Raw genomic sequence first — 17,160 nt, 5'->3', positions numbered from 1 at the left:
ACCGTACAAGCATCACCGCCACACTCACGCTAGCCAGGCGCCACAATCTTCAGCCATGGCCAGCGTGCCTGATAACTCCTGGCCTTCTGCGCAAACAACTCAGGCTCCGCATGCAGCGGATTGATCCGCAGCACGCCCTGCGCCACATCCTCCAGCCCGTAAGGCGCATACACCTCACCCGTCGCAATCTCCACGCCGATGCAGGTGCCCGCCACGAGGTAGCGATCAATCCCCTGCTTGGCCGTGTGCAATTGCGGATAGGGCCGGCCAAAGCGCTGCACATACCACAGGTGCACCCGCGCCTGGTTCTTCAACTCGACATGAACGCCAAGGTCCCGGAACAACTGCTCGGCCGCACGAATGACCTTGTCCTCAGCCTCGTAGGACAGGTCGGTGTCGAAATAGAAAACGTCGTAGTCCTTAACGCCCTGATCTGCAGGCAGGTTCGACTGATGATTCCACACCGCCTGAAACAGACAGCCCGCCGTCAGAAAACACTGATCCAGGCCCAGGGCCGGCAGACGCGCGATGATTTCGGCATTGATGGGGTTGGCCATGGCCAGTTCGAGCAGGGTTTCGACGGTCAATGTCATGGAGACTCCTGGGTGATCAACAACCCTTCACCGTTGGCTTTTCGTGACTGAGCGGCCGGCAGCGTCGCCTTCAGTTAACGCCAGGGTAGTGATCCACGTACTGAATAGTGAAATCGGGGTAGTGATCGACGATCTGGATCTTGTAGTCAGGGTAGTGATCGACCGTTTTCCATTTGCCGGCGGAGTCAGGATAGTGATCGACCTGCTGCACCTTGAGGTCGGGGTAGCTGTTCACCACCTTGACCTTATAGTCGGGATAACTATCGACAAACTGGATATTGCCGTAAATCTTCGAGACATCAACGCTCGTCCCCGCCGAAGCACAGACGGAAGCGCTAAACAGCAGTGACGCGACGACAACTTTAAGCATGAGCATTTCATCCTGAAATATAAGGCGCCCAGTCTAGCGGACGTGCGCGCGCAGTGTCCCTGAGAATCAGCCCTTCAACTCGCTGGCCCGGTGACTGGCAGCGTCATCGTAAGCCACATACAACGACTCGGCGATCTGGCTCTTGATGGCCTTGGCGGACTCCAACCCCAACACAAAACCCTCGGCCTTGCCGCCGGCGCGATTGAGTTCTTCATGGGTGGATGCGCCAGTGATGGCGTCGAGGAGCTTGGTGGCGTGGGGACCTACGCCTTTAGGCAGGGAGATCTGGTCGATGGTCATGAGCGGTACCTTTAAGGAAAGAGAACGGTAGCGCGTGAAACCACTGCCGGGGTGGCATGGTAGACCGGATGGGAGAGAAAGGGGCTGATTTCGGCCAATTTCTGCCCTTTGTGAACCGGCTTCGGGCCGAAAACACTCAGTCGTATACCGCAGTAACTGTCCGACCACGGACGCGACCTTTCTGGCAGTCAAATTGAGTTGAACATACCGAGATATGAAATGGTTACCGTACTCTCCGGCAAGCGCACCAGCGGTTCTACTTGGGAAGAGGTCGAACGACGGTCGCCCCAGATGGCATTCGAACCCACAATGATAAAATGCGTGAATTCTCCTGCCTTGGAGGCGATCAGCGCTCTTTCGGACTGACTGCGGATTTGCGCTATGACGTCTTCCGGAGTGCCGGCAAGCTCAACAAAGTCTGAATCCATGTAGAACCCAAGATCTTCCGCTAGTCGCCAGGTTGGATTGCGTTCTTCCCACGCATCGTACTCGGCTTCGCTCGTGCCTTCAGGTGGCTCTGGCTCCCAATGTTCAAACACAAATTTCTGCGCCTCGGCTTCAGTGGCGAAATTGGCACCGAAGAGATGAAAGGGCCAGCAGCCATCTTGCATGACACGATCTCAGTTGTTGATGAGTCGTCAGGATCGTACCTGACTATAGGTGGAGGAGCAGCTTGTCAGGGAACCCCCGACGGGAAAAGATGCGCACAACTCCCCCTTCATCGCTGTGACAAGCTTAAAAGCTACCCGTCCGTGCGGGTGCAATATAGGCTGCACGCCCATTAGCACGCTGAAATATTGCGAGCTCGTAGTCCGAATTCACAATGGTCACGCAGGCTTCCAGAGCACACGCTGGAGCAGCCATCCTTTAGAATACATCGAGCTGATTACCGCCCCCTTTGAGATGTTCTATGAACACTGAATTAACTGAAGAAGAAATGCGTCGTGCTCTATTTGGTACGCCTCAGCCCGAAGAGCAGGTGTCTGCCCCTCTAGTAAAGGCGCCTGTGGAAGACGTTGTGCCCGCGAAACCCGTGGTCGCTCCAGCTACCAAAAAGAAGGTGGCGAAAGCATTTACGCCCAGGCTGAGGGTCACGTTGCGTGTTGGAAACGAGTTTGAGGGAAAAATGATCGAGTTGATTCACGAGGCCGATACGTTGAGCTCGTTGCTTGCTGAGCAGGAGGCGGTGAAGGCCGCAAGGAAGAAGTACAAGTACGTGGATGTGGTATCGGTTAAATCCATGTAGACGACGCCATCGGGCGGCTCGAAATCAGTCAGCTGGATGTACCTATAGATACCGGGGGGCAACTCAGCCTACGGGGTTTTCAGTAGGCTTCATTGCGCCGACTCACAGGCCTTCAACGGCTTCTTGGGGTGCAATGCACAGATGTCGAAACCGTCACGGCGGGTATAGCCCGCGCGCTTCATACATACTAATCGCTGGGCCATTTCTTGGAAGCTGGCCTTGGGATCAACGCCGGAGCCATTTTTTTCACCACACGCCAACATGGAAGCAACCACATCCTGGTGACTGGCGCCGGGTTTCTCCCACACGTCGGCATCGGCCGTGGGGGGCTAGGGGCAAGGACAGTCGCCGGAGGCATCGAGTCGCAGGTTTCGGGTTGGTACATCCATAGATGAGCGACCGCCCCTTTCACCCCCGCGATGTCTTCCATTGAGCGCGCGTTAGTCCGTAACACTTCGCCAAGGCAGGCGCGGCGGATATTTTCAGTTCGGCATCATACAAGTGCACCGCACCCAACTTCATCGTGGCCGTTTGCGAACGAATGTTCGTAGTCGCTATGTGGAAATAGACGATGTCGTAAGCCATGAATGCATGCTCCAGCATCAACTGCTTAAGCTCGCGGTTGGAATTGCCACCCCACTTCGCACGCACCAGAAATGTAAAACCGATGGCAATGCTGTTCGGTAGATCCGGCGGCGTGTAGTAGCTTGATGTGCCAACGATATCCCCCGAGGCAATATCAATGACAGCAAGCGCCTTCTTCGTGGCGAGGAGAGAGGCAAAGTACGCCTCGAACACCTCGCGTTTATAGCGATCCCTGGCGGGATGACCGCCCCAGATGTCTGGATCAGCCGCGGCCTGAAACATACCTTCAAAATCACTGCCCGCCAGAGGTCTAAGCCTCAGGGTACTTCCGCACAGATCGGGTTGGCAGTCGAAGTCGGGGGCGGACATAGGTTTGTTTCCGATTGGCCAAGGGGTAGGAGCCAGTCTAGAGCGGCACTTTGATAAAGAAAGATCCAATGTGACGGGTAATGATGGAGCCATCGCTGTAGGAAAGGAGACGGGGTTATTTTCCGAGTAACAGCTCGTTAGCTGGCCTTCCTGAAAGGCAGGTGTTGGCCGGGAGTAACCATTCATGACAGACCGCTGTCGGCCAGAAGCGGACTGTTCCACATTATTTTAGAAAGCGGGACGATTCTGCGCTACCTATCGCGCCAAGCGAAAGCAATCCTACCTCGAGTTAGATTCGAACTGTGAAGTCAAGCTCGATCCGGTTATTCAAGTGCTGGTCAGGCAATACCACTCCCTGCTTTTACTAGGCTGCTGAAGCAGCAGCTGAATAAATCTTTAGCTAAACCTACCAACAGATAATAATAAGATAATCCAACATATCAAATCCAACGATCTGTGGGAGGCCAGCGCCATTAAGGTATTCTGAGGCGAAATCGAAAAAATTGCCCACTATACTCAGCGCAATGGTACGCTCATGTAAAAATCGAAGGCTACGTCTACTAAAAAGGATTCGCAGAAATGAAATATATCGAGTCACTACATGTGATTAAGGTAAGGAAATTTGAAAAGCTTGATATATTTTTCAACAAGGCTTTTAATTTTATAGCCGGGCCTAATGGCTGCGGAAAAACGTCCGTTCTTGCATGTATTGCGCACTGCTTTAATGTTCACAGTGCTGATCAGTCTAGTATTGGTACAGAGTCGTCATTCTGGACCGACTTAACCGCAGATGATTTTCGATTAAGAATCGGCGCTGGTCGAGGAGTTTACAGTGGGTCCGGCTATAGAACAGGAAAATTTGTAGGCGGGGGTGTAGGACTTCCTGAAGAGGAAGGGCGCACCAACCTACGGTCATGGGATACTGAGTCCAAAAAGTATTGCCCATTATTCATTGGTGCTAGCAGAAGTATTAAATACAAAGTAGTGGGAGGTATGACAAGAGAAACCTCTTCCGAAAAGGCGATAGAGAACTACAGCAGCCAAGCTGTTTCATCCTTGTACGGGGGGGCAACTGCGGATATCAAGCAGTGGCTAGTAAATCGGTATTTTGTGATTGAGAAAGATTGGGCAGAACACGAGCGAGAAAACTTTAATAGGCTAATATCATCTTTGGGGCAAATAGGGCCAAAGGAGAGTGAGTTCTCCTTTGTTGAAATTGGACGTGACTTAGAGCCTGTGTTTTCAATATATGGAAGCAAATGCTATCTTGAAGAGCTGTCCTCTGGATTCCAAGCTGTATTTTTTATAATTGTAGCGATCTTTGAATGGGTCGAATCGACAGGTACTGATAATAGACTTATATCACTTGCAACAGGTACCGTAGTAATTGATGAGCTTGACCTGCACCTACACCCGGAATGGCAATTCACATTGAGGGACGGCCTAACAACCCTATTCCCCCATCTTCAGTTTATTGTAACTACGCACTCGCCCCATTTACTAGCGTCAGCGAAAGATGGCGAAGTCATAGTGATGCCGTCCGAAGGTACGGGAGGCCATATCACGCCTTCACCTAAAAGGTTTTCTGGGTGGTCCACCGATCAAATACTTACCGACATTATGGACGTAAAGAGCATTGAGAATAAGGATTATGAGCGGCTAATCTCGGAAGCTCTAGTGCAATCGGAAGTTCGGTCTTTGGATGGATTACTTGCCGCAATAAATGCACTTGAACAGATATGCCACCCAAGTGATACGATTGTAACTGTCTTAAAAGCAAAATATGCCTCTTTGGTTGCAACAGAAAAATGATAAAATTGACAAGGGGTTTAGAGCCTGTTTTTTTGACTCACAACAAAAAAAATTTGTGGGGCAGCCTCGAAGAGGCAATAATTTTTTATGGTTCGTACAAGTTAATACCGTCAGAGGTGAAAGAAAAGTTGGTTTGCCATTATAGGCACGCAGAAATAAAAGAAGCGCTCGTTGAAAGTTCCAGTGGAAAGTGTGCATTCTGCGAATGCATCCCGTCCGAAGGTGGGAACGTCGAGATTGAACACTTCAAGCCAAAATCAAAATATCCGAAATTTACTTTTGAGTGGAAAAATCTTTTGCCTGCATGTCGACGCTGTAACGGCAGCAAAGATGATCATGACACTGAGGCGGAACCAATTGTTGATCCATATTCCCAAAATCCGGCTGATTTTTTCTTTTACGAATCACTAAATATAAAGCCACTTATCGGGGAGAATTATGAGGTTGCGAGCAGGACCATTGAAGTATGCGGATTAAACACAATCCGCCTTTGGAAGCCGAGATCTCAGATTTTAGTCAGCTTGCATGACTTTGAACAATCATTAGCGGCGGCATTGGAGAATTTTCGCCTGGCGGACACGAGCCGGAAAAAAGCTAATCGCAAGCGGGCCATCGGAGAAGCTTTATCAAGAATTGAAGAGCTTTCAAAGTCTGCTGAAAAATATTCCGCCTTCTGCGGCTTCTTTCTTACAGACTCAGAAATATACATGCAGGCTAAACTGTTAATTGAAAGCGATTCTCTGAATTGACCCGTATTTTGTCGACGGTGAATGACCGCTTTTGGCCGACTACTGCCCTTCGTAACTGGCAGCCACCGGCCAAAAGCTGTCCCTCATAACAAGGCTCTCTCTACTATTTCCACTATAAATTAGATTTAAAAAAAGCAGGGTAGATTTATTTTTCGGATAATAAACCCACGCTCACTTTTGCTACTCGTGTGTAACCGTTTTCAGTCGAATGTTTTTGGTAGCGACGGCAGTTTTCACTGTGGAACGGAATACCAAATCGGGAAGAATCTAGTGGGGATGCACTTACAAACATCAGTTGCCTGTTTCAGCATTAGATACTGATTTAGTATTTTGTCTTGCTTGAGAGTCTGAGATGTAATCAGGGGCAGGAGCGGGGTTGTAGAAGTAAAGAACGAAAAAGGTGGCAGCAGCGCCAGACGCAGTTATCGCGACCCCACCGAATTTAAACTTAGTCTTTATGTAACCCTTAGCAAGTCCAGCAATCAAAAAGCCAGCACCAAGAGATATTAATATTCTTGAGATCCAGTACTGAGTGCCAGTTTCCAAGCCAACAAAGAAAGACAGAACTGTGCCAGCAGTCATTAATACCGAACCAGCAACAGCTTGAGGGATATGTATTCTCACTTGATTGAACCTCAATGATTTATTGTGGTTGAAGCCACTGACTGGTAGATTCAGCGCTGCGTATCTAGACTTTATTTCTTCGGCCTTATGTTTCCGGTAGGTTTTAAGTAACACCTGCGAAGTAAATAAGTAGTTTCCCGCGGGCAAGGTAAAAGGTGCACCTATAAGCTCTGATGCAACTCGAAAAGCCGACCATGAATCCGCACATAAAATCAGCATATTTTCGATGCTAACAAGCATATCTTCGATTTGCGTCTTGGATATATCGATCAAATCCGATGATGCGCTTGTCAGATACTGCTCAAATTTAGTTGCTAAGCCAGACAGCGCCGAAAGTGCATCATTATATGTTTTATTAGTGGGTGATTTATTTAGTATCTCATCAAGCAGGTCTGCCAGGCATGAGTTAAATCTCCCTTTTAGCTCCAGGGTCTCAGCATATTGTGCATCAAGACTTTGGTTTGGCATTGTTCTTTGCAGCTGCAATTATTTGCTGTAGTAGGTTTGTGGTGTCCGTGGTATCAACACTACTAAGGGAAAATACGGTACGCCCGTCTAATACTTCGTGAATTACTCTTTCAGCATCTTCTTCTGAAATCCGACCGCTATTCTTATCCTGTATAGATTTTATCTTGGATAAGATTTTGTCTACGTCCTTAGTGATTATCGGATCTACATAATTATACTCTCTAGCAATTCGCGCAGCTAGTTGTTCTTTTGTCATTTTAGATTCCGATGAGTGATTGGAAAGGCAATGTTAGTTTGGTTTTCATCTAGCGGCTTGGAGGGGGCAGTTTTCTAAACAAAGGCGAAGATATCAAAACGACATCATCAATTCAAGATCGGCGTTTTAAAGAATTTCTTGGAGATCATCACGGGGATGACCATGCTAATTATCACTCAAGCGGCATGGCTACAAAGTGGCCGTTCGCAAAAGCGGTGATTTTGACCAATAGCTGATGACTGCTGAGGTCGATTGCGCTCACTCGCGATCAGCTGCTTTGGATCGAAAATGGCTGCTTGCGACCGTCCGCTTCTGGCCGATTGCTACCCTTCACGACAAGCCGCTTTGTGTCTAAAGCAGCCCGTCCCGACGGCGAATATCTGTCTAAACGCTTTTTCGGCTACTCTACCCTCTGGCCTCTGGACGCCATCCAACTTCGGGGTACTGCATGGAAACTGTCGACACAAACCGCCTGAAGATCTGGCAGGCACTTTCAGAGTTTTTCCTCGATACAGAGATCACCGACTCGACGTTTGACTATGTCGCTCGCGTAGTCGTGGAAACAGGCTATTCGCCCCAGGAAATTCACAGCATCCTATGGAGTGAAGTTTTCCCGGCACTTGAAGCAAACCTCAAATCCATTGCAGGTGAATGGGCGGGATGGACGGATGAGTGGCTGTTAGAGCATTTGTCGGTGTGTGAGGTCTCTACGAAAAAACACGGTGACAGCAGCATTATCAAAGAAATCAGAAGATGCTGGGAGCAAGTGGCAACCCGCCTTCCGCCGGGATATGCCTGACCTGACTTCATCAATGCCCCTGGTGGCTAGCCGAGCGTATCGGCCAGAAGCTACCGATCAACAGAGATAAATTTCGAACGCCCCAACGCTTGGTATGAGCCCCTCTCGTAGCCGCAGCCGCTCAAGGCGTCGCACATTGACCTGTCCGAAGGAAATCTTTAAGCGCCGCCTGATAGAGCGTCAATGGCTGATTGTCCGTATTGAAGAGTGCAAACGGAATCATGGTGAGATGTGAAAACGACGTGGAGTTGATCGAGTAGGTTTTCTGCCTGCAAAAGCGCTGATCCTTATTCAATATAAAATCAAACTTGAAAAGGTTTGTCCGCGTACACCAACTGGGGATCAAGCCCAGGCTCAGGCCCGTCAAGTACTCTTGTCCGCACGCGCCGCCAGATGAAAACTCCGAGATCTTTATTTCTAATGCCGGCAGGGTCGGAGCGGCAAGGCTGAAGCCCGTATCCTGTGCATCGGGAATAACCTTGAGTGTCGCTGCGTAGGCGTCCTTGCCGAAGCGACTGGCTTTCCAGGGGGAGTTTATTGCGTAACTGAAGCTGGAGATGATTTCTTTTGTTTCGGGCTCAGCGTGTGCGTTGATTGTCGGCTGGGACGAATAAGATGTGCAGCCGGAACAGAGTATCGCAATGCTGACAAACACAAACCCATGGGCTATTAAGCGACGCATACTCAGTTTTCCCTAACTATCAATTAGCCGACATTCCTGTCGCTTAATGCCGTATGGCATCTTATCTACACGCCGGATTGCTGAATCAGAATAACAGGGCGGACTGTACGCGCGACACATCGGCACAGAGGAAAGGCAGCCGCCCGGCTTTCTTTGCCCAATCCAATGCGAGCCCGCGAACTTTGAGGGCAAACGCCTGCCCAAACCCCGTCATCAAAGGTTGCGCCACTAACAGGGAGAAAACAATGAAGCAGGACGCCAGCAAGCGCTCATCAATTCATACCGGCTTGGGCACTGTCATCGCACGCCTGGGGCTGTTGCTCATCGTGCCGTTGGCTGTCGGGGGCTGCACCTTCAAGAAAACCGATGTCCAGGACCCGGCCGAGATGGCCAAGTACGACCCCGCCAGTACGGCGCGCATCCGCCTGATCAGCGGGCAAGGGGCCTACGCAGGTTTTGTCTCCGGCCAAAGCTGCGAGCAGTATTTCAACGACACTTATGTAAAAGCGCTGGCGGCCCGCGAACGGCCGCAAGGATGGAATTCTTCGCGTATCGTGCCCAGCGGTCAGAGCAGCGATATCTTCGGCATGTGGCCTTCCGACTACCAGAACAATGTCATCGGCATGCCTCCCTCCCCGGTCAGCGCGAAGATCGATGAGACGCGCAGGTACTTCGATGAACATGTGGTCCCGGCCGGGCAGCCGCTGATCGCGTTTGTGGCGTTCGTCACGTCCGGGTCCAGTTGCTCTTCAGCGCCCGTGAGTTTTGTGCCACGCGCAGGCGCCGACTATGAAATCCGGCAGGCATTCCAGTCGCAAACATTCAAGACAACGTGCCGCAATGAGGTGGTTGAGTTGAAAGCCGGCGAGGAAAAGCCGATTTCCCCCAATTACTGCATCCAGGACGCGTCGGGCGATTATCACACCCGCAACGTGACCCCTGTCAGCCAGGCCGGGCAATAAGCCGACCGGGCCTGGTACACAATGGCTCCTGTGTGTGCAGCCACTTTCGCGCTGGCCCTTTTGCGCTGAAAAAAGGGCGTTCTTGACCGTCAATCCGCAGGGAGCACCTCATGTACACATCGCCGCGCGCGCTTAACTCGCTTGTCGGAATCAGCCTGCTGGCATTGCTCAGCGGGTGTGGAGCGCTGACGGATGTCCGCTCCTTCTCCACTCCCTACTCATCGCCCACCAGCGGCGACACTGCCCGCGTGCGAGTGATCAGCGACGGCATGGTCCGCGCCGTGCCCAAGTCGGACTGCATCAACTTTCGCCTGCCTGGCGCGGGGGTGATGGTGGCGCAGCGCGACGGCTATGCTGATCGCAACGGTGAAAAGCTCGGCATGCAACCCACCGCCGTGCAGTTACCCTCCACCGTGGAGAGCGAGTTGCTGGTGCCCGCCGGGCAGCCCATCGCGTTTCATTACATCGGCAATCGTTGCTACAACATGTTCACTTTTGTGCCTGTTGCTGGCGCGGACTACGAACTGCAGGCGGCCGGGCTTGGTAGCTGCGCGGTGATCCTCAAGAGAATGCAGGTGGGCACACGCTCGTTCAGCTTCGAACCGTTGGGCGACAGCAAGTTGTGCAAATGGGGCGACAACTTCTAAGGCCAACGACCTTCAGCTATGCGCCGGCAAGGCCAGCCCGAACAGCACAAAAAAACCGCCGCAGACTTTATTGAAGCGGCGCCCGGTTCGGGCCAGCCATGGGCGCACTCGGTGCGCGGCGCTGGCGACCAGGTATTCCACCGCGAACTCCACGACGGCGTAGGTCAGCGCGATGGCGGCTGTCTGCGCGATGATGCTGCGGTGCGGGTCGAGGAATGGCGGGATAAATGCGGTGAACAGCAGCAATGCCTTGGGGTTCGAGAGGGCCGAAACCAGCCCCTGGCGAAACAACGGCCAGCGGCGCAGGCTTGGCGTCGCAGTGGTCTCGAGGCTCACCGGCGGCGACCGCCACAGGCCAAACCCCAGCCAGATCAGATACAGCCCGCCGACCACCTTCAAGGCCGTGAACCAGGTGGCCGAGGCCTTGATCAGTGCGCCCAGGCCGAGCGCGCACAGCGTCAGCACCAGGGCAAAGCCGAGCACGCCGCCGCTGATGGTGAATAACGTCCTGCGACTGCCGTGAAGGGCGCCATGGGTCAGCACCAGTAACGCATTGGGTCCTGGCACCACGGCAATGCCGCAGCAGGTCACCAGGTACAGCAGCCATGTGTCGAATGGCATGATCAGATCCTGCAAATAGGGGGCAAGCGCCTATCTTGCGAGTGAACAATCACCCTGAAAAGCGCATTATTCACGTCGCAGCCATTCGATTAACGAATACAGGTAAGCGCAATGCCATCCAACGATCTGCAAATTGATTGGCTCAAATGTTTCGTCGCCGTGGTGGACGCGGGGTCGCTCTCTGGCGCCGCCCAGGAGGTTAACCGGTCGCAGTCCGCCGTCAGCATGCAGATGAAGAAACTCGAAGCCGCACTGGGGCGCCCGATGTTGAACCGTGGCCCGCGGCACCTGCAACTCACCGATGACGGCCAGACGCTGCTGGGCTACGCGCGCCGAATGCTTGCCCTGCACGCCGAGACCCAGGCGGCCTTCAACGGTGAGGCATTGACCGGACGCATCCGCCTTGGCGTTGCAGAGGACTACGCCGCCAGTTACCTGACACCGGTGCTCAAGCGTTTTTCGCCGCGCTACGCAGGGGTCGAAATCGAACTCACCTGTGAGCAGTCGACCACGCTGATCCCGCGTCTACGCAGCGGCGATCTTGACCTTGCGCTGGTGTCCCGCGACTCGTCCCACAGCGGCACCTTTCTGTTCAAGGAGCCGATGGTGTGGGTGGGCTCGCCACAGTTCGAACTGTGGCGCCGAGACCCGCTGCCTATCGCGGTCTACGAAAGTGAAAGCCTGGCGCGGCGTTACGCGGTGAATTCACTGGCCCAGCAGGGGCGCCAATACAAGGTGGTCTACAACAGTTCCAGCCTCGCCGGCCAGGTGGCCGCCGTCGAGGGCGGCCTCGCGATTGCCGCGATCACCCAGTGCACCGTGCAGCCATCGCTGCAGGTGTTAAGCGCCGAGCATGGCCTGGGCACTATCGCGCCGATGGAAGTTTCGATCCTGCGCAGCCGCGCCTCGCGCGGGTCCAAGGCGGTGAATAGCCTGCACGCGTTCATCATCAGCGCATTAAGGGCGCCGGTGTAGTCGACGGCCCGCGCTACAGACGCATTCCCATCTCCAGCGCACGCCTCTCAAACCCCAACTCGGTGTACATGCGCACGGCACGCTCATTGAACGACCACACCGATAGGCGCAAATCCTGCGCGTCATTGTCCAGCGCCCAGTTTTTAACCAGGCCCATAAGGTGGCGGCCAATACCTTGGCCCCAATACGCTTCGGCTACGCACACCGAGCCTACACGCGCGACAGTCTGCGGCTGCATCAGCGGCCCACTGCTGGCTGAGAGGCTGGCGGTAATAAAGGCCACGGCCTCAAGGCCCGCATGCGCGATGAAGACAATCTGGCCCGCCTTTTCGAACCGGCCAGACCAATGGGCAAGATCGCGCGAAAAATCCTCGGTGGGCGCCGCATAGATATCGGGCCGCGCAGCATGGTGCACGTCGCAGAGCACTTGCCCCAGTTCACACAGGCTCAGTGCGTCATCGAGCGTGGCAAGTCGATAGGTAACAGCGTCGTCCATGAGGGGCACTTTCCTTGAAATGGATTTGCACAATGCAACCAGCCCATTAGTCTGGGACCTCCTCGTGAAAAACACATGACATCCCGGAGCCCCGCATGCCCTTGACCCCACGCGAAGCCACGCGCCTGGAACGCCGCCTCGTCGCCACCCTCACCGACGCCTGCGAAACCGCCAAAGCCGAAATCCCCGGCTTCGAGTGGCTGACCCACACCGTCGACTACGCCGCCTTCCCCCAAAGCCTGCGGGTGATCTGGGTGTTCGACACCCGCGCCAGCAAAGACCAGGCCCTCGCCGCCGGCACTGACCAGCGCCTGCGTGAGCTGACCGGCATTGCGCTGGCCGCAGCCGAAGCTGGCGCGGTGCGTCTGGACCGCTGCGTACGCGTTGACAGCGAAGAAGAATGCCGCCTGCAGCACGGCGGTGATTGGCGTGTACGCCTGGGCTGAAAGGCGACACGCTCGACAATGCCTACATTTTGACTGCGCTGGCGCTCAATTTCTGGATAATGCCCACCTCCCCGCCTCGATACGGAAATCCCGCCCGATGAAGTTGCCTGCGTCCGCCCTCGTCCTCGCCTGCGCCCTGCTGGCACCGTCCTTTGCCCACGCCGATGACGCCGCCCTGACCGACACGCTCAAGGCCTTCGCCCGTTGCGACGCGAGTTTCTTCAGCAGCTTGAACACCCATCGCGATGCCTGGCAGGCCTATGCGCCGCTAAAGCAGGAAAAGAACTACACCTGGATCGCGGTGAAAGATCGCACCAACCGCAACGCCAACGCCGTGCCGGTCAGCGCGCCGCCGATCGCCGGGTTGAAACTGCTGGCCTATAACGACGAGGTCGCCGACCTCGGCCCGCTGGGGCTCTACTATTACTGGGGCTTCATTGCGCAGGGCAATATCGATGAGGTGGCTCAGCGCCTGGCGCCGTTGCTGGACCAACCGAATTTCCTGTTCAAAGGCGAACACGAATACACCCGCAGCGAGCTCAAGGTCGGCAACAGCTGGCGCTCGATCAAGCCCCAGCCAGGCAAGGCGCCGGGCACGCGCAATGTCGAGCGCGTGCTGATCATCGAACCGGAAGGCAAGCAAGGCACGCAGTCGCGGATCAGTTGTTCGGTGCAGGGTGGGGTCAACGCGGCGCTGCTGGCGATGTTGCGACCGGACATCGCGCCGGTCGACTACCCGCGTACCCAGGTTGAAACCAGCCTCGGCGATGTCGAGGTGCCGGCGGCCGTGCTGCAACGCCTCGACTCGCCGTTGCTGCAACCCAAGTTCAAGACGCTGAGCTACACCTACCTGTCCAAGAAGGGCGACGGCAGCGAGGATTCGCCGACGTCGGTGACGCTCAAGGCCGAGGGCGGCCTGCTGGTGAAGAACGAGGTCTACGGGCCGGTCTTCAACGTCGACCGCCTGATGCAGGCCGACCTGATCCAGCTGAAATCGAAGATGAACGGCGTGGGTGACGGGCGGGTGCTGCAAACCCGCACAGCCGAGCTGAAGCTGCCGACCAGCTGGACGCCGGGCCAGACGCTGACCGCTCACCTGAGCATGGTCAATGTGCCGGCCAAGCCCACCGACAAACCGCACGACACGACGTTGACCTGCAAGGTCGGCGAGCGTTTCCCGGCGCGCCAGGTGTTTGCCACGCTGACCGGGGACGCCATCCGGCTCGCGTGCGACCAGGGCGACTACAAAACCTCGCGCGCCTTCATCGAGGACCTGGGCGTCGCGTTGACGCTGGAATCGACGTCGAGTGAATTTCACTATGTGAATGAAATTACCGCGTTGGACGTGGTGCGCTGACCGGCAGCTTTATCGGTTGCCGGTGAACCCTTCACCGGCAACGCAAAGCTCGCATCTCGCAAAAAACGCTCCCGGTTTCGCCCAAGCGCACATTGACCGGCCTGACCCCCCCCGCCCCCCATTGTATTTTAGCCGCCGTTGCCCTCAACTAAGCGCCCTCCCTCTCTAGCGAGTATCGACAGTGGAACGTTATGAATCGCTGGTCATCGGCCTGGGCGCCATGGGTGCCGCCACCGTGTACCAATTGGCCAAAGCCGGGGTAAAGGTCGCCGGCATCGACCGTCATCATCCGCCCCATACCTTCGGCTCCAGCCATGGCGACACCCGCATCACGCGGCTGTCGGTGGGTGAAGGCGCGCAGTACGTGCCCATCGTGCGCAACTCGCACCGTATCTGGCGTGAGCTTGAGGCCGCGTCGGGGGAGGCATTGTTCGAACAATCCGGGTTGCTGGTACTGACCTCTCGCGATGATTTCGACCCCAGCGATGAATCGGACTTCACCTTGCGCACCATTGGCCTGGCCAACACCTACGGCATCGAACATGAAGTATTGGACGCGGCGCAGATTCGCCAGCGCTTTGCGCAATTCGCCCACGTGGCGGACAGCGCCATCGGCTATTACGAACCGGGCGGCGGCTTTGTGCGGCCAGAGCGTTGCATCGAGGTGCAGCTCCGGTTGGCTGAACAGCACGGCGCCACGTTGTACAAGGGCGAGACCGTGACCGCTATCCGCGCGGACGATCACGGCGTCACCGTGACCACCGACCGGCGCACGCTGCAGGCCGACAAGCTGGTGGTGAGTGCGGGCAACTGGGCCGGCGGCCTGCTTGGCGCGCCGTTTGATCAACTGCTCAAGGTGTATCGGCAGCAGCTGTTCTGGTTCGAGCTTGAGCCGGGGGCCGACCTCGTGGGGAAATCACCGACCTACATCCTTACGCACGGCCAGGGCGAGGGCAATACCAACTACGGTTTCCCGGCATTGCCCGGCGAGGGCACGTTGAAGATTGCCACGGCGCAGTACCACACCGCGTCCACCCCCGAAACACTCGACCGCACGGTCTCGGCCGCTGAGGAGCAGGCAATGTATGCGCAGCAGGTACGAGGCCGTATTGCCGGGGTCACGTCCAAAGTCGTCAAGTCGGCGGTGTGTGCCTACACGGTGACGCCGGATCACCATTTCATCATCGACCAGCACCCCACACTGCAACACACCCTGGTGGTGTCGCCGTGCTCGGGGCACGGCTTCAAGCACTCGGCTGCACTGGGCGAGGCATTTGCGCAGTGGTGTATCCGCGGTTCGAGCGACCTGGACCTGTCGGCGTTTTCGCTGAAGCGGTTTGCAGGCCAGGCATTAGCGCCGCAGTAAAACGCTGGGGGCGAGGCGGATAGGCCTCGCCTGCGCTGAGTTTATTTGGCAAACGCGTACTCGCCGCCCTGCTCCACCGCCTTGCGGTACGCAGGTCGGGCCTGGAAGCGCTGCACCCACGCCGCCAGGTTCGGGTAGGCCTGGAGCTTGCCCTGGGCCTTGGCGATTTCACCGATGAAGCTCATCTGGATATCCGCGCCGCTCAACTCATCCCCTACCAGGTAAGGCGAATCCGCCAGCACATCGTTCAAATATCCCAGGTAGTTGGCCAGCTCCGACTCGATCCGTGGATGCAACGGCGCGCCCGCCTCACCCAGGCGGCCGACGTAGAGATTGAGCATCAACGGCAGCATCGCCGAGCCTTCGGCGAAGTGCAGCCATTGCACGTACTTGTCGTAGGTGGCCGTGGCAGGATCGGGCTGCAGGCGGCCTGCGCCGTGGCGGCGGATCAGGTAGTCGATGATCGCGGCGGACTCGATCAGGACCAGCGCGCCGTCCTCGATCACCGGGGATTTGCCCAGCGGGTTGATGGCCTTGAGTTCCGGCGGCGCCAGGTTGGTTTTCGGGTCACGCTGGTAGCGCTTGATCTCGTAAGGCAGGCCCAGTTCTTCGAGCAGCCACAGGATGCGCTGTGAGCGCGAGTTGTTGAGGTGGTGGACCGTGATCATGGCAAGCTCCGCAGGACGAGAGTGAGGGGTGTCTAGAACAAGACTACGCCGTCGCCGTGGAGTGCCCTGAATCAAACAGTATTGCATTCATGCCAAACCTGAGGATAACTGAGGGCCTTGCCTTCAACTGGACAGCTCGCCATGTTTGAACTCACCGCGCTCATCACCTATATAGCCGTGGTCATCGGCCTGTTCCTGATCCCCGGCCCTGCCGTGTTGCTGGTAATCACCCGTACCGTCCAGGGCGGACGCAAGGCCGGTATCGCGACCGGGCTGGGGGTGGCCACGGGCGACTTGATCCATACGCTCGGCGCGGCGCTGGGTTTGTCGGCGATCCTGATGACCTCTGCCACCGCGTTCAATCTGGTGAAGTGGGCGGGTGCCTGTTATCTGGTCTACCTGGGGGTTCGCGCGTTCATGGCCAAGACCAGCACCTACGCACGCGCAGACCTGCCGCAGGTGACGCCGACGCAGGCGTTTTTCCAGGCGGTGGGCGCCGAGGTGCTGAACCCGAAAACCGCGATTTTCTTCCTGGCCTTCCTGCCGCAGTTCGTCCACCCGCAATCCGGCTCGTCCCTGCTCCAGTTCGTGGTGCTCGGCCTGATTTTCTCGGGACTCAGCGCGGTCTACACCAGCCTGATTTCACTCTCGATTCGCCCCTTGAGCCGCATGATCAAAGGCCTGGCCCGGCTGCGGCGCTGGGAAGGCAAGATCATCGGCACGCTGTTCATGGGCCTGGGGCTGAAAATCGCCCTGCAACAGCGCTAGA

At 55.8% G+C, this 17,160-nt stretch carries 22 protein-coding genes; 11 read left to right on the top strand and 11 right to left on the bottom strand.

Annotated elements, in window-relative coordinates:
* Nucleotides 1–29 precede the first annotated feature (29 nt).
* From AC07OJ_RS17955 to AC07OJ_RS17940, 4 genes are all read right to left on the bottom strand, one after another.
* Nucleotides 30–593 carry a nucleotidyltransferase family protein gene (locus AC07OJ_RS17955; protein WP_495094925.1) on the bottom strand — a complete coding sequence of 188 codons (564 nt, stop codon included), beginning with the start codon at nucleotides 591–593 and terminating at the stop codon, nucleotides 30–32.
* 70 nt (nucleotides 594–663) lie between these two features.
* Nucleotides 664–963, bottom strand: a complete 300-nt coding sequence (locus AC07OJ_RS17950; protein ID WP_495094924.1) for a 7(1) septoil knot domain-containing protein — start codon at nucleotides 961–963, stop codon at nucleotides 664–666.
* Nucleotides 964–1,029: 66 nt separating this feature from the next.
* Nucleotides 1,030–1,263 (bottom strand): hypothetical protein, encoded by a 234-nt coding sequence (locus AC07OJ_RS17945; protein WP_106803157.1) that lies wholly within the window; start codon nucleotides 1,261–1,263, stop codon nucleotides 1,030–1,032.
* A gap of 188 nt (nucleotides 1,264–1,451) precedes the next feature.
* Nucleotides 1,452–1,874: a hypothetical protein gene (locus tag AC07OJ_RS17940; RefSeq protein WP_495094923.1), complete on the bottom strand. Its 423-nt coding sequence runs from the start codon at nucleotides 1,872–1,874 to the stop codon at nucleotides 1,452–1,454.
* Between the two features lie 299 nt (nucleotides 1,875–2,173).
* Between AC07OJ_RS17940 and AC07OJ_RS17935 the strand changes: the two genes are divergently transcribed.
* The gene (locus AC07OJ_RS17935) at nucleotides 2,174–2,509 is read left to right on the top strand and encodes a hypothetical protein (RefSeq protein ID WP_120449207.1); all 336 of its coding nucleotides are present in this window, start codon (nucleotides 2,174–2,176) and stop codon (nucleotides 2,507–2,509) included.
* A gap of 408 nt (nucleotides 2,510–2,917) precedes the next feature.
* Here AC07OJ_RS17935 and AC07OJ_RS17930 read toward each other — a convergent pair whose 3' ends face one another.
* Nucleotides 2,918–3,463 (bottom strand): GNAT family N-acetyltransferase, encoded by a 546-nt coding sequence (locus AC07OJ_RS17930; protein ID WP_213552787.1) that lies wholly within the window; start codon nucleotides 3,461–3,463, stop codon nucleotides 2,918–2,920.
* 579 nt (nucleotides 3,464–4,042) lie between these two features.
* Here AC07OJ_RS17930 and AC07OJ_RS17925 point away from each other — a divergent pair.
* Nucleotides 4,043–5,275 (top strand): AAA family ATPase, encoded by a 1,233-nt coding sequence (locus tag AC07OJ_RS17925; protein WP_495094922.1) that lies wholly within the window; start codon nucleotides 4,043–4,045, stop codon nucleotides 5,273–5,275.
* A gap of 32 nt (nucleotides 5,276–5,307) precedes the next feature.
* Nucleotides 5,308–6,024, top strand: a complete 717-nt coding sequence (locus AC07OJ_RS17920; RefSeq protein ID WP_495094921.1) for a retron system putative HNH endonuclease — start codon at nucleotides 5,308–5,310, stop codon at nucleotides 6,022–6,024.
* Between the two features lie 291 nt (nucleotides 6,025–6,315).
* On the opposite strand, the gene AC07OJ_RS17915 is transcribed toward AC07OJ_RS17920, so the two are convergent.
* On the bottom strand, nucleotides 6,316–7,116 hold the full coding sequence (locus tag AC07OJ_RS17915; protein ID WP_495094920.1) for a hypothetical protein: 801 nt from the start codon (nucleotides 7,114–7,116) through the stop codon (nucleotides 6,316–6,318).
* Nucleotides 7,097–7,372, bottom strand: a complete 276-nt coding sequence (locus AC07OJ_RS17910) for a hypothetical protein (protein ID WP_495094919.1) — start codon at nucleotides 7,370–7,372, stop codon at nucleotides 7,097–7,099. The genes AC07OJ_RS17915 and AC07OJ_RS17910 overlap by 20 nt, the downstream gene beginning before the upstream one ends.
* 448 nt (nucleotides 7,373–7,820) lie before the next feature.
* Between AC07OJ_RS17910 and AC07OJ_RS17905 the strand changes: the two genes are divergently transcribed.
* Nucleotides 7,821–8,171 (top strand): DUF7079 family protein, encoded by a 351-nt coding sequence (locus AC07OJ_RS17905; protein ID WP_495094918.1) that lies wholly within the window; start codon nucleotides 7,821–7,823, stop codon nucleotides 8,169–8,171.
* Nucleotides 8,172–8,292: 121 nt separating this feature from the next.
* Here the strand turns inward: AC07OJ_RS17905 and AC07OJ_RS17900 are convergent, their stop codons facing one another.
* Nucleotides 8,293–8,853: a hypothetical protein gene (locus tag AC07OJ_RS17900; RefSeq protein ID WP_495094917.1), complete on the bottom strand. Its 561-nt coding sequence runs from the start codon at nucleotides 8,851–8,853 to the stop codon at nucleotides 8,293–8,295.
* Between the two features lie 245 nt (nucleotides 8,854–9,098).
* Here AC07OJ_RS17900 and AC07OJ_RS17895 point away from each other — a divergent pair, with 245 nt between their 5' ends.
* Complete coding sequence (locus AC07OJ_RS17895) at nucleotides 9,099–9,815, top strand: hypothetical protein (protein WP_495094916.1); 717 nt, start codon at nucleotides 9,099–9,101, stop codon at nucleotides 9,813–9,815.
* 110 nt (nucleotides 9,816–9,925) lie between these two features.
* The gene (locus tag AC07OJ_RS17890) at nucleotides 9,926–10,462 is read left to right on the top strand and encodes a hypothetical protein (RefSeq protein WP_106803150.1); all 537 of its coding nucleotides are present in this window, start codon (nucleotides 9,926–9,928) and stop codon (nucleotides 10,460–10,462) included.
* A 12-nt stretch (nucleotides 10,463–10,474) separates the two neighbouring features.
* Here AC07OJ_RS17890 and AC07OJ_RS17885 read toward each other — a convergent pair whose 3' ends face one another.
* A complete protein-coding gene (locus AC07OJ_RS17885) occupies nucleotides 10,475–11,083 on the bottom strand; it encodes a LysE family translocator (RefSeq protein WP_065904440.1) in 609 nt (202 codons plus the stop codon).
* A 111-nt stretch (nucleotides 11,084–11,194) separates the two neighbouring features.
* Between AC07OJ_RS17885 and AC07OJ_RS17880 the strand changes: the two genes are divergently transcribed.
* The gene (locus tag AC07OJ_RS17880; RefSeq protein WP_495094915.1) at nucleotides 11,195–12,058 is read left to right on the top strand and encodes a LysR family transcriptional regulator; all 864 of its coding nucleotides are present in this window, start codon (nucleotides 11,195–11,197) and stop codon (nucleotides 12,056–12,058) included.
* Nucleotides 12,059–12,071: 13 nt separating this feature from the next.
* Here AC07OJ_RS17880 and AC07OJ_RS17875 read toward each other — a convergent pair whose 3' ends face one another.
* Nucleotides 12,072–12,554: a GNAT family N-acetyltransferase gene (locus AC07OJ_RS17875; RefSeq protein ID WP_495094914.1), complete on the bottom strand. Its 483-nt coding sequence runs from the start codon at nucleotides 12,552–12,554 to the stop codon at nucleotides 12,072–12,074.
* A 95-nt stretch (nucleotides 12,555–12,649) separates the two neighbouring features.
* Here AC07OJ_RS17875 and AC07OJ_RS17870 point away from each other — a divergent pair, with 95 nt between their 5' ends.
* The 3 genes from AC07OJ_RS17870 to solA all read left to right on the top strand — a co-directional run bounded on the left by AC07OJ_RS17870 (nucleotide 12,650) and on the right by solA (nucleotide 15,723).
* Entirely contained in the window at nucleotides 12,650–13,000 is a 351-nt protein-coding gene (locus AC07OJ_RS17870; RefSeq protein ID WP_065904434.1) for a hypothetical protein, read from the top strand.
* A gap of 97 nt (nucleotides 13,001–13,097) precedes the next feature.
* A complete protein-coding gene (locus AC07OJ_RS17865; RefSeq protein ID WP_495094913.1) occupies nucleotides 13,098–14,357 on the top strand; it encodes a hypothetical protein in 1,260 nt (419 codons plus the stop codon).
* 181 nt (nucleotides 14,358–14,538) lie between these two features.
* Nucleotides 14,539–15,723 (top strand): N-methyl-L-tryptophan oxidase, encoded by a 1,185-nt coding sequence (solA, locus tag AC07OJ_RS17860; protein ID WP_495094912.1) that lies wholly within the window; start codon nucleotides 14,539–14,541, stop codon nucleotides 15,721–15,723.
* 41 nt (nucleotides 15,724–15,764) lie between these two features.
* Here the strand turns inward: solA and AC07OJ_RS17855 are convergent, their stop codons facing one another.
* Nucleotides 15,765–16,391: a glutathione S-transferase family protein gene (locus AC07OJ_RS17855; protein WP_065904430.1), complete on the bottom strand. Its 627-nt coding sequence runs from the start codon at nucleotides 16,389–16,391 to the stop codon at nucleotides 15,765–15,767.
* 141 nt (nucleotides 16,392–16,532) lie between these two features.
* Between AC07OJ_RS17855 and AC07OJ_RS17850 the strand changes: the two genes are divergently transcribed.
* Entirely contained in the window at nucleotides 16,533–17,159 is a 627-nt protein-coding gene (locus AC07OJ_RS17850; RefSeq protein ID WP_495094911.1) for a LysE family translocator, read from the top strand.
* Nucleotide 17,160 lies beyond the last annotated feature (1 nt).

The sequence above is a fragment of the Pseudomonas sp. GW821-FHT09C08 genome (assembly GCF_059418125.1).
The sequence above is the reverse complement of the archived record's forward strand: the minus strand, read 5'-3'. Positions and strand labels throughout refer to the sequence as shown.

What these genes read in the sequence shown, in the direction of transcription:
- AC07OJ_RS17940 (WP_495094923.1), bottom strand. Translation starts at nt 1,874, where the DNA reads ATGCAAGATGGCTGCTGGCCCTTTCATCTCTTCGGTGCCAATTTCGCC.
- AC07OJ_RS17955 (WP_495094925.1), bottom strand. Translation starts at nt 593, where the DNA reads ATGACATTGACCGTCGAAACCCTGCTCGAACTGGCCATGGCCAACCCC.
- AC07OJ_RS17870 (WP_065904434.1), top strand. Translation starts at nt 12,650, where the DNA reads ATGCCCTTGACCCCACGCGAAGCCACGCGCCTGGAACGCCGCCTCGTC.
- AC07OJ_RS17875 (WP_495094914.1), bottom strand. Translation starts at nt 12,554, where the DNA reads ATGGACGACGCTGTTACCTATCGACTTGCCACGCTCGATGACGCACTG.
- AC07OJ_RS17880 (WP_495094915.1), top strand. Translation starts at nt 11,195, where the DNA reads ATGCCATCCAACGATCTGCAAATTGATTGGCTCAAATGTTTCGTCGCC.
- AC07OJ_RS17865 (WP_495094913.1), top strand. Translation starts at nt 13,098, where the DNA reads ATGAAGTTGCCTGCGTCCGCCCTCGTCCTCGCCTGCGCCCTGCTGGCA.
- AC07OJ_RS17915 (WP_495094920.1), bottom strand. Translation starts at nt 7,116, where the DNA reads ATGCCAAACCAAAGTCTTGATGCACAATATGCTGAGACCCTGGAGCTA.
- AC07OJ_RS17910 (WP_495094919.1), bottom strand. Translation starts at nt 7,372, where the DNA reads ATGACAAAAGAACAACTAGCTGCGCGAATTGCTAGAGAGTATAATTAT.
- AC07OJ_RS17950 (WP_495094924.1), bottom strand. Translation starts at nt 963, where the DNA reads ATGCTTAAAGTTGTCGTCGCGTCACTGCTGTTTAGCGCTTCCGTCTGT.
- AC07OJ_RS17850 (WP_495094911.1), top strand. Translation starts at nt 16,533, where the DNA reads ATGTTTGAACTCACCGCGCTCATCACCTATATAGCCGTGGTCATCGGC.
- AC07OJ_RS17890 (WP_106803150.1), top strand. Translation starts at nt 9,926, where the DNA reads ATGTACACATCGCCGCGCGCGCTTAACTCGCTTGTCGGAATCAGCCTG.
- AC07OJ_RS17885 (WP_065904440.1), bottom strand. Translation starts at nt 11,083, where the DNA reads ATGCCATTCGACACATGGCTGCTGTACCTGGTGACCTGCTGCGGCATT.
- AC07OJ_RS17930 (WP_213552787.1), bottom strand. Translation starts at nt 3,463, where the DNA reads ATGTCCGCCCCCGACTTCGACTGCCAACCCGATCTGTGCGGAAGTACC.
- AC07OJ_RS17900 (WP_495094917.1), bottom strand. Translation starts at nt 8,853, where the DNA reads ATGCGTCGCTTAATAGCCCATGGGTTTGTGTTTGTCAGCATTGCGATA.
- AC07OJ_RS17935 (WP_120449207.1), top strand. Translation starts at nt 2,174, where the DNA reads ATGAACACTGAATTAACTGAAGAAGAAATGCGTCGTGCTCTATTTGGT.
- AC07OJ_RS17905 (WP_495094918.1), top strand. Translation starts at nt 7,821, where the DNA reads ATGGAAACTGTCGACACAAACCGCCTGAAGATCTGGCAGGCACTTTCA.
- AC07OJ_RS17855 (WP_065904430.1), bottom strand. Translation starts at nt 16,391, where the DNA reads ATGATCACGGTCCACCACCTCAACAACTCGCGCTCACAGCGCATCCTG.
- AC07OJ_RS17925 (WP_495094922.1), top strand. Translation starts at nt 4,043, where the DNA reads ATGAAATATATCGAGTCACTACATGTGATTAAGGTAAGGAAATTTGAA.
- AC07OJ_RS17945 (WP_106803157.1), bottom strand. Translation starts at nt 1,263, where the DNA reads ATGACCATCGACCAGATCTCCCTGCCTAAAGGCGTAGGTCCCCACGCC.
- AC07OJ_RS17895 (WP_495094916.1), top strand. Translation starts at nt 9,099, where the DNA reads ATGAAGCAGGACGCCAGCAAGCGCTCATCAATTCATACCGGCTTGGGC.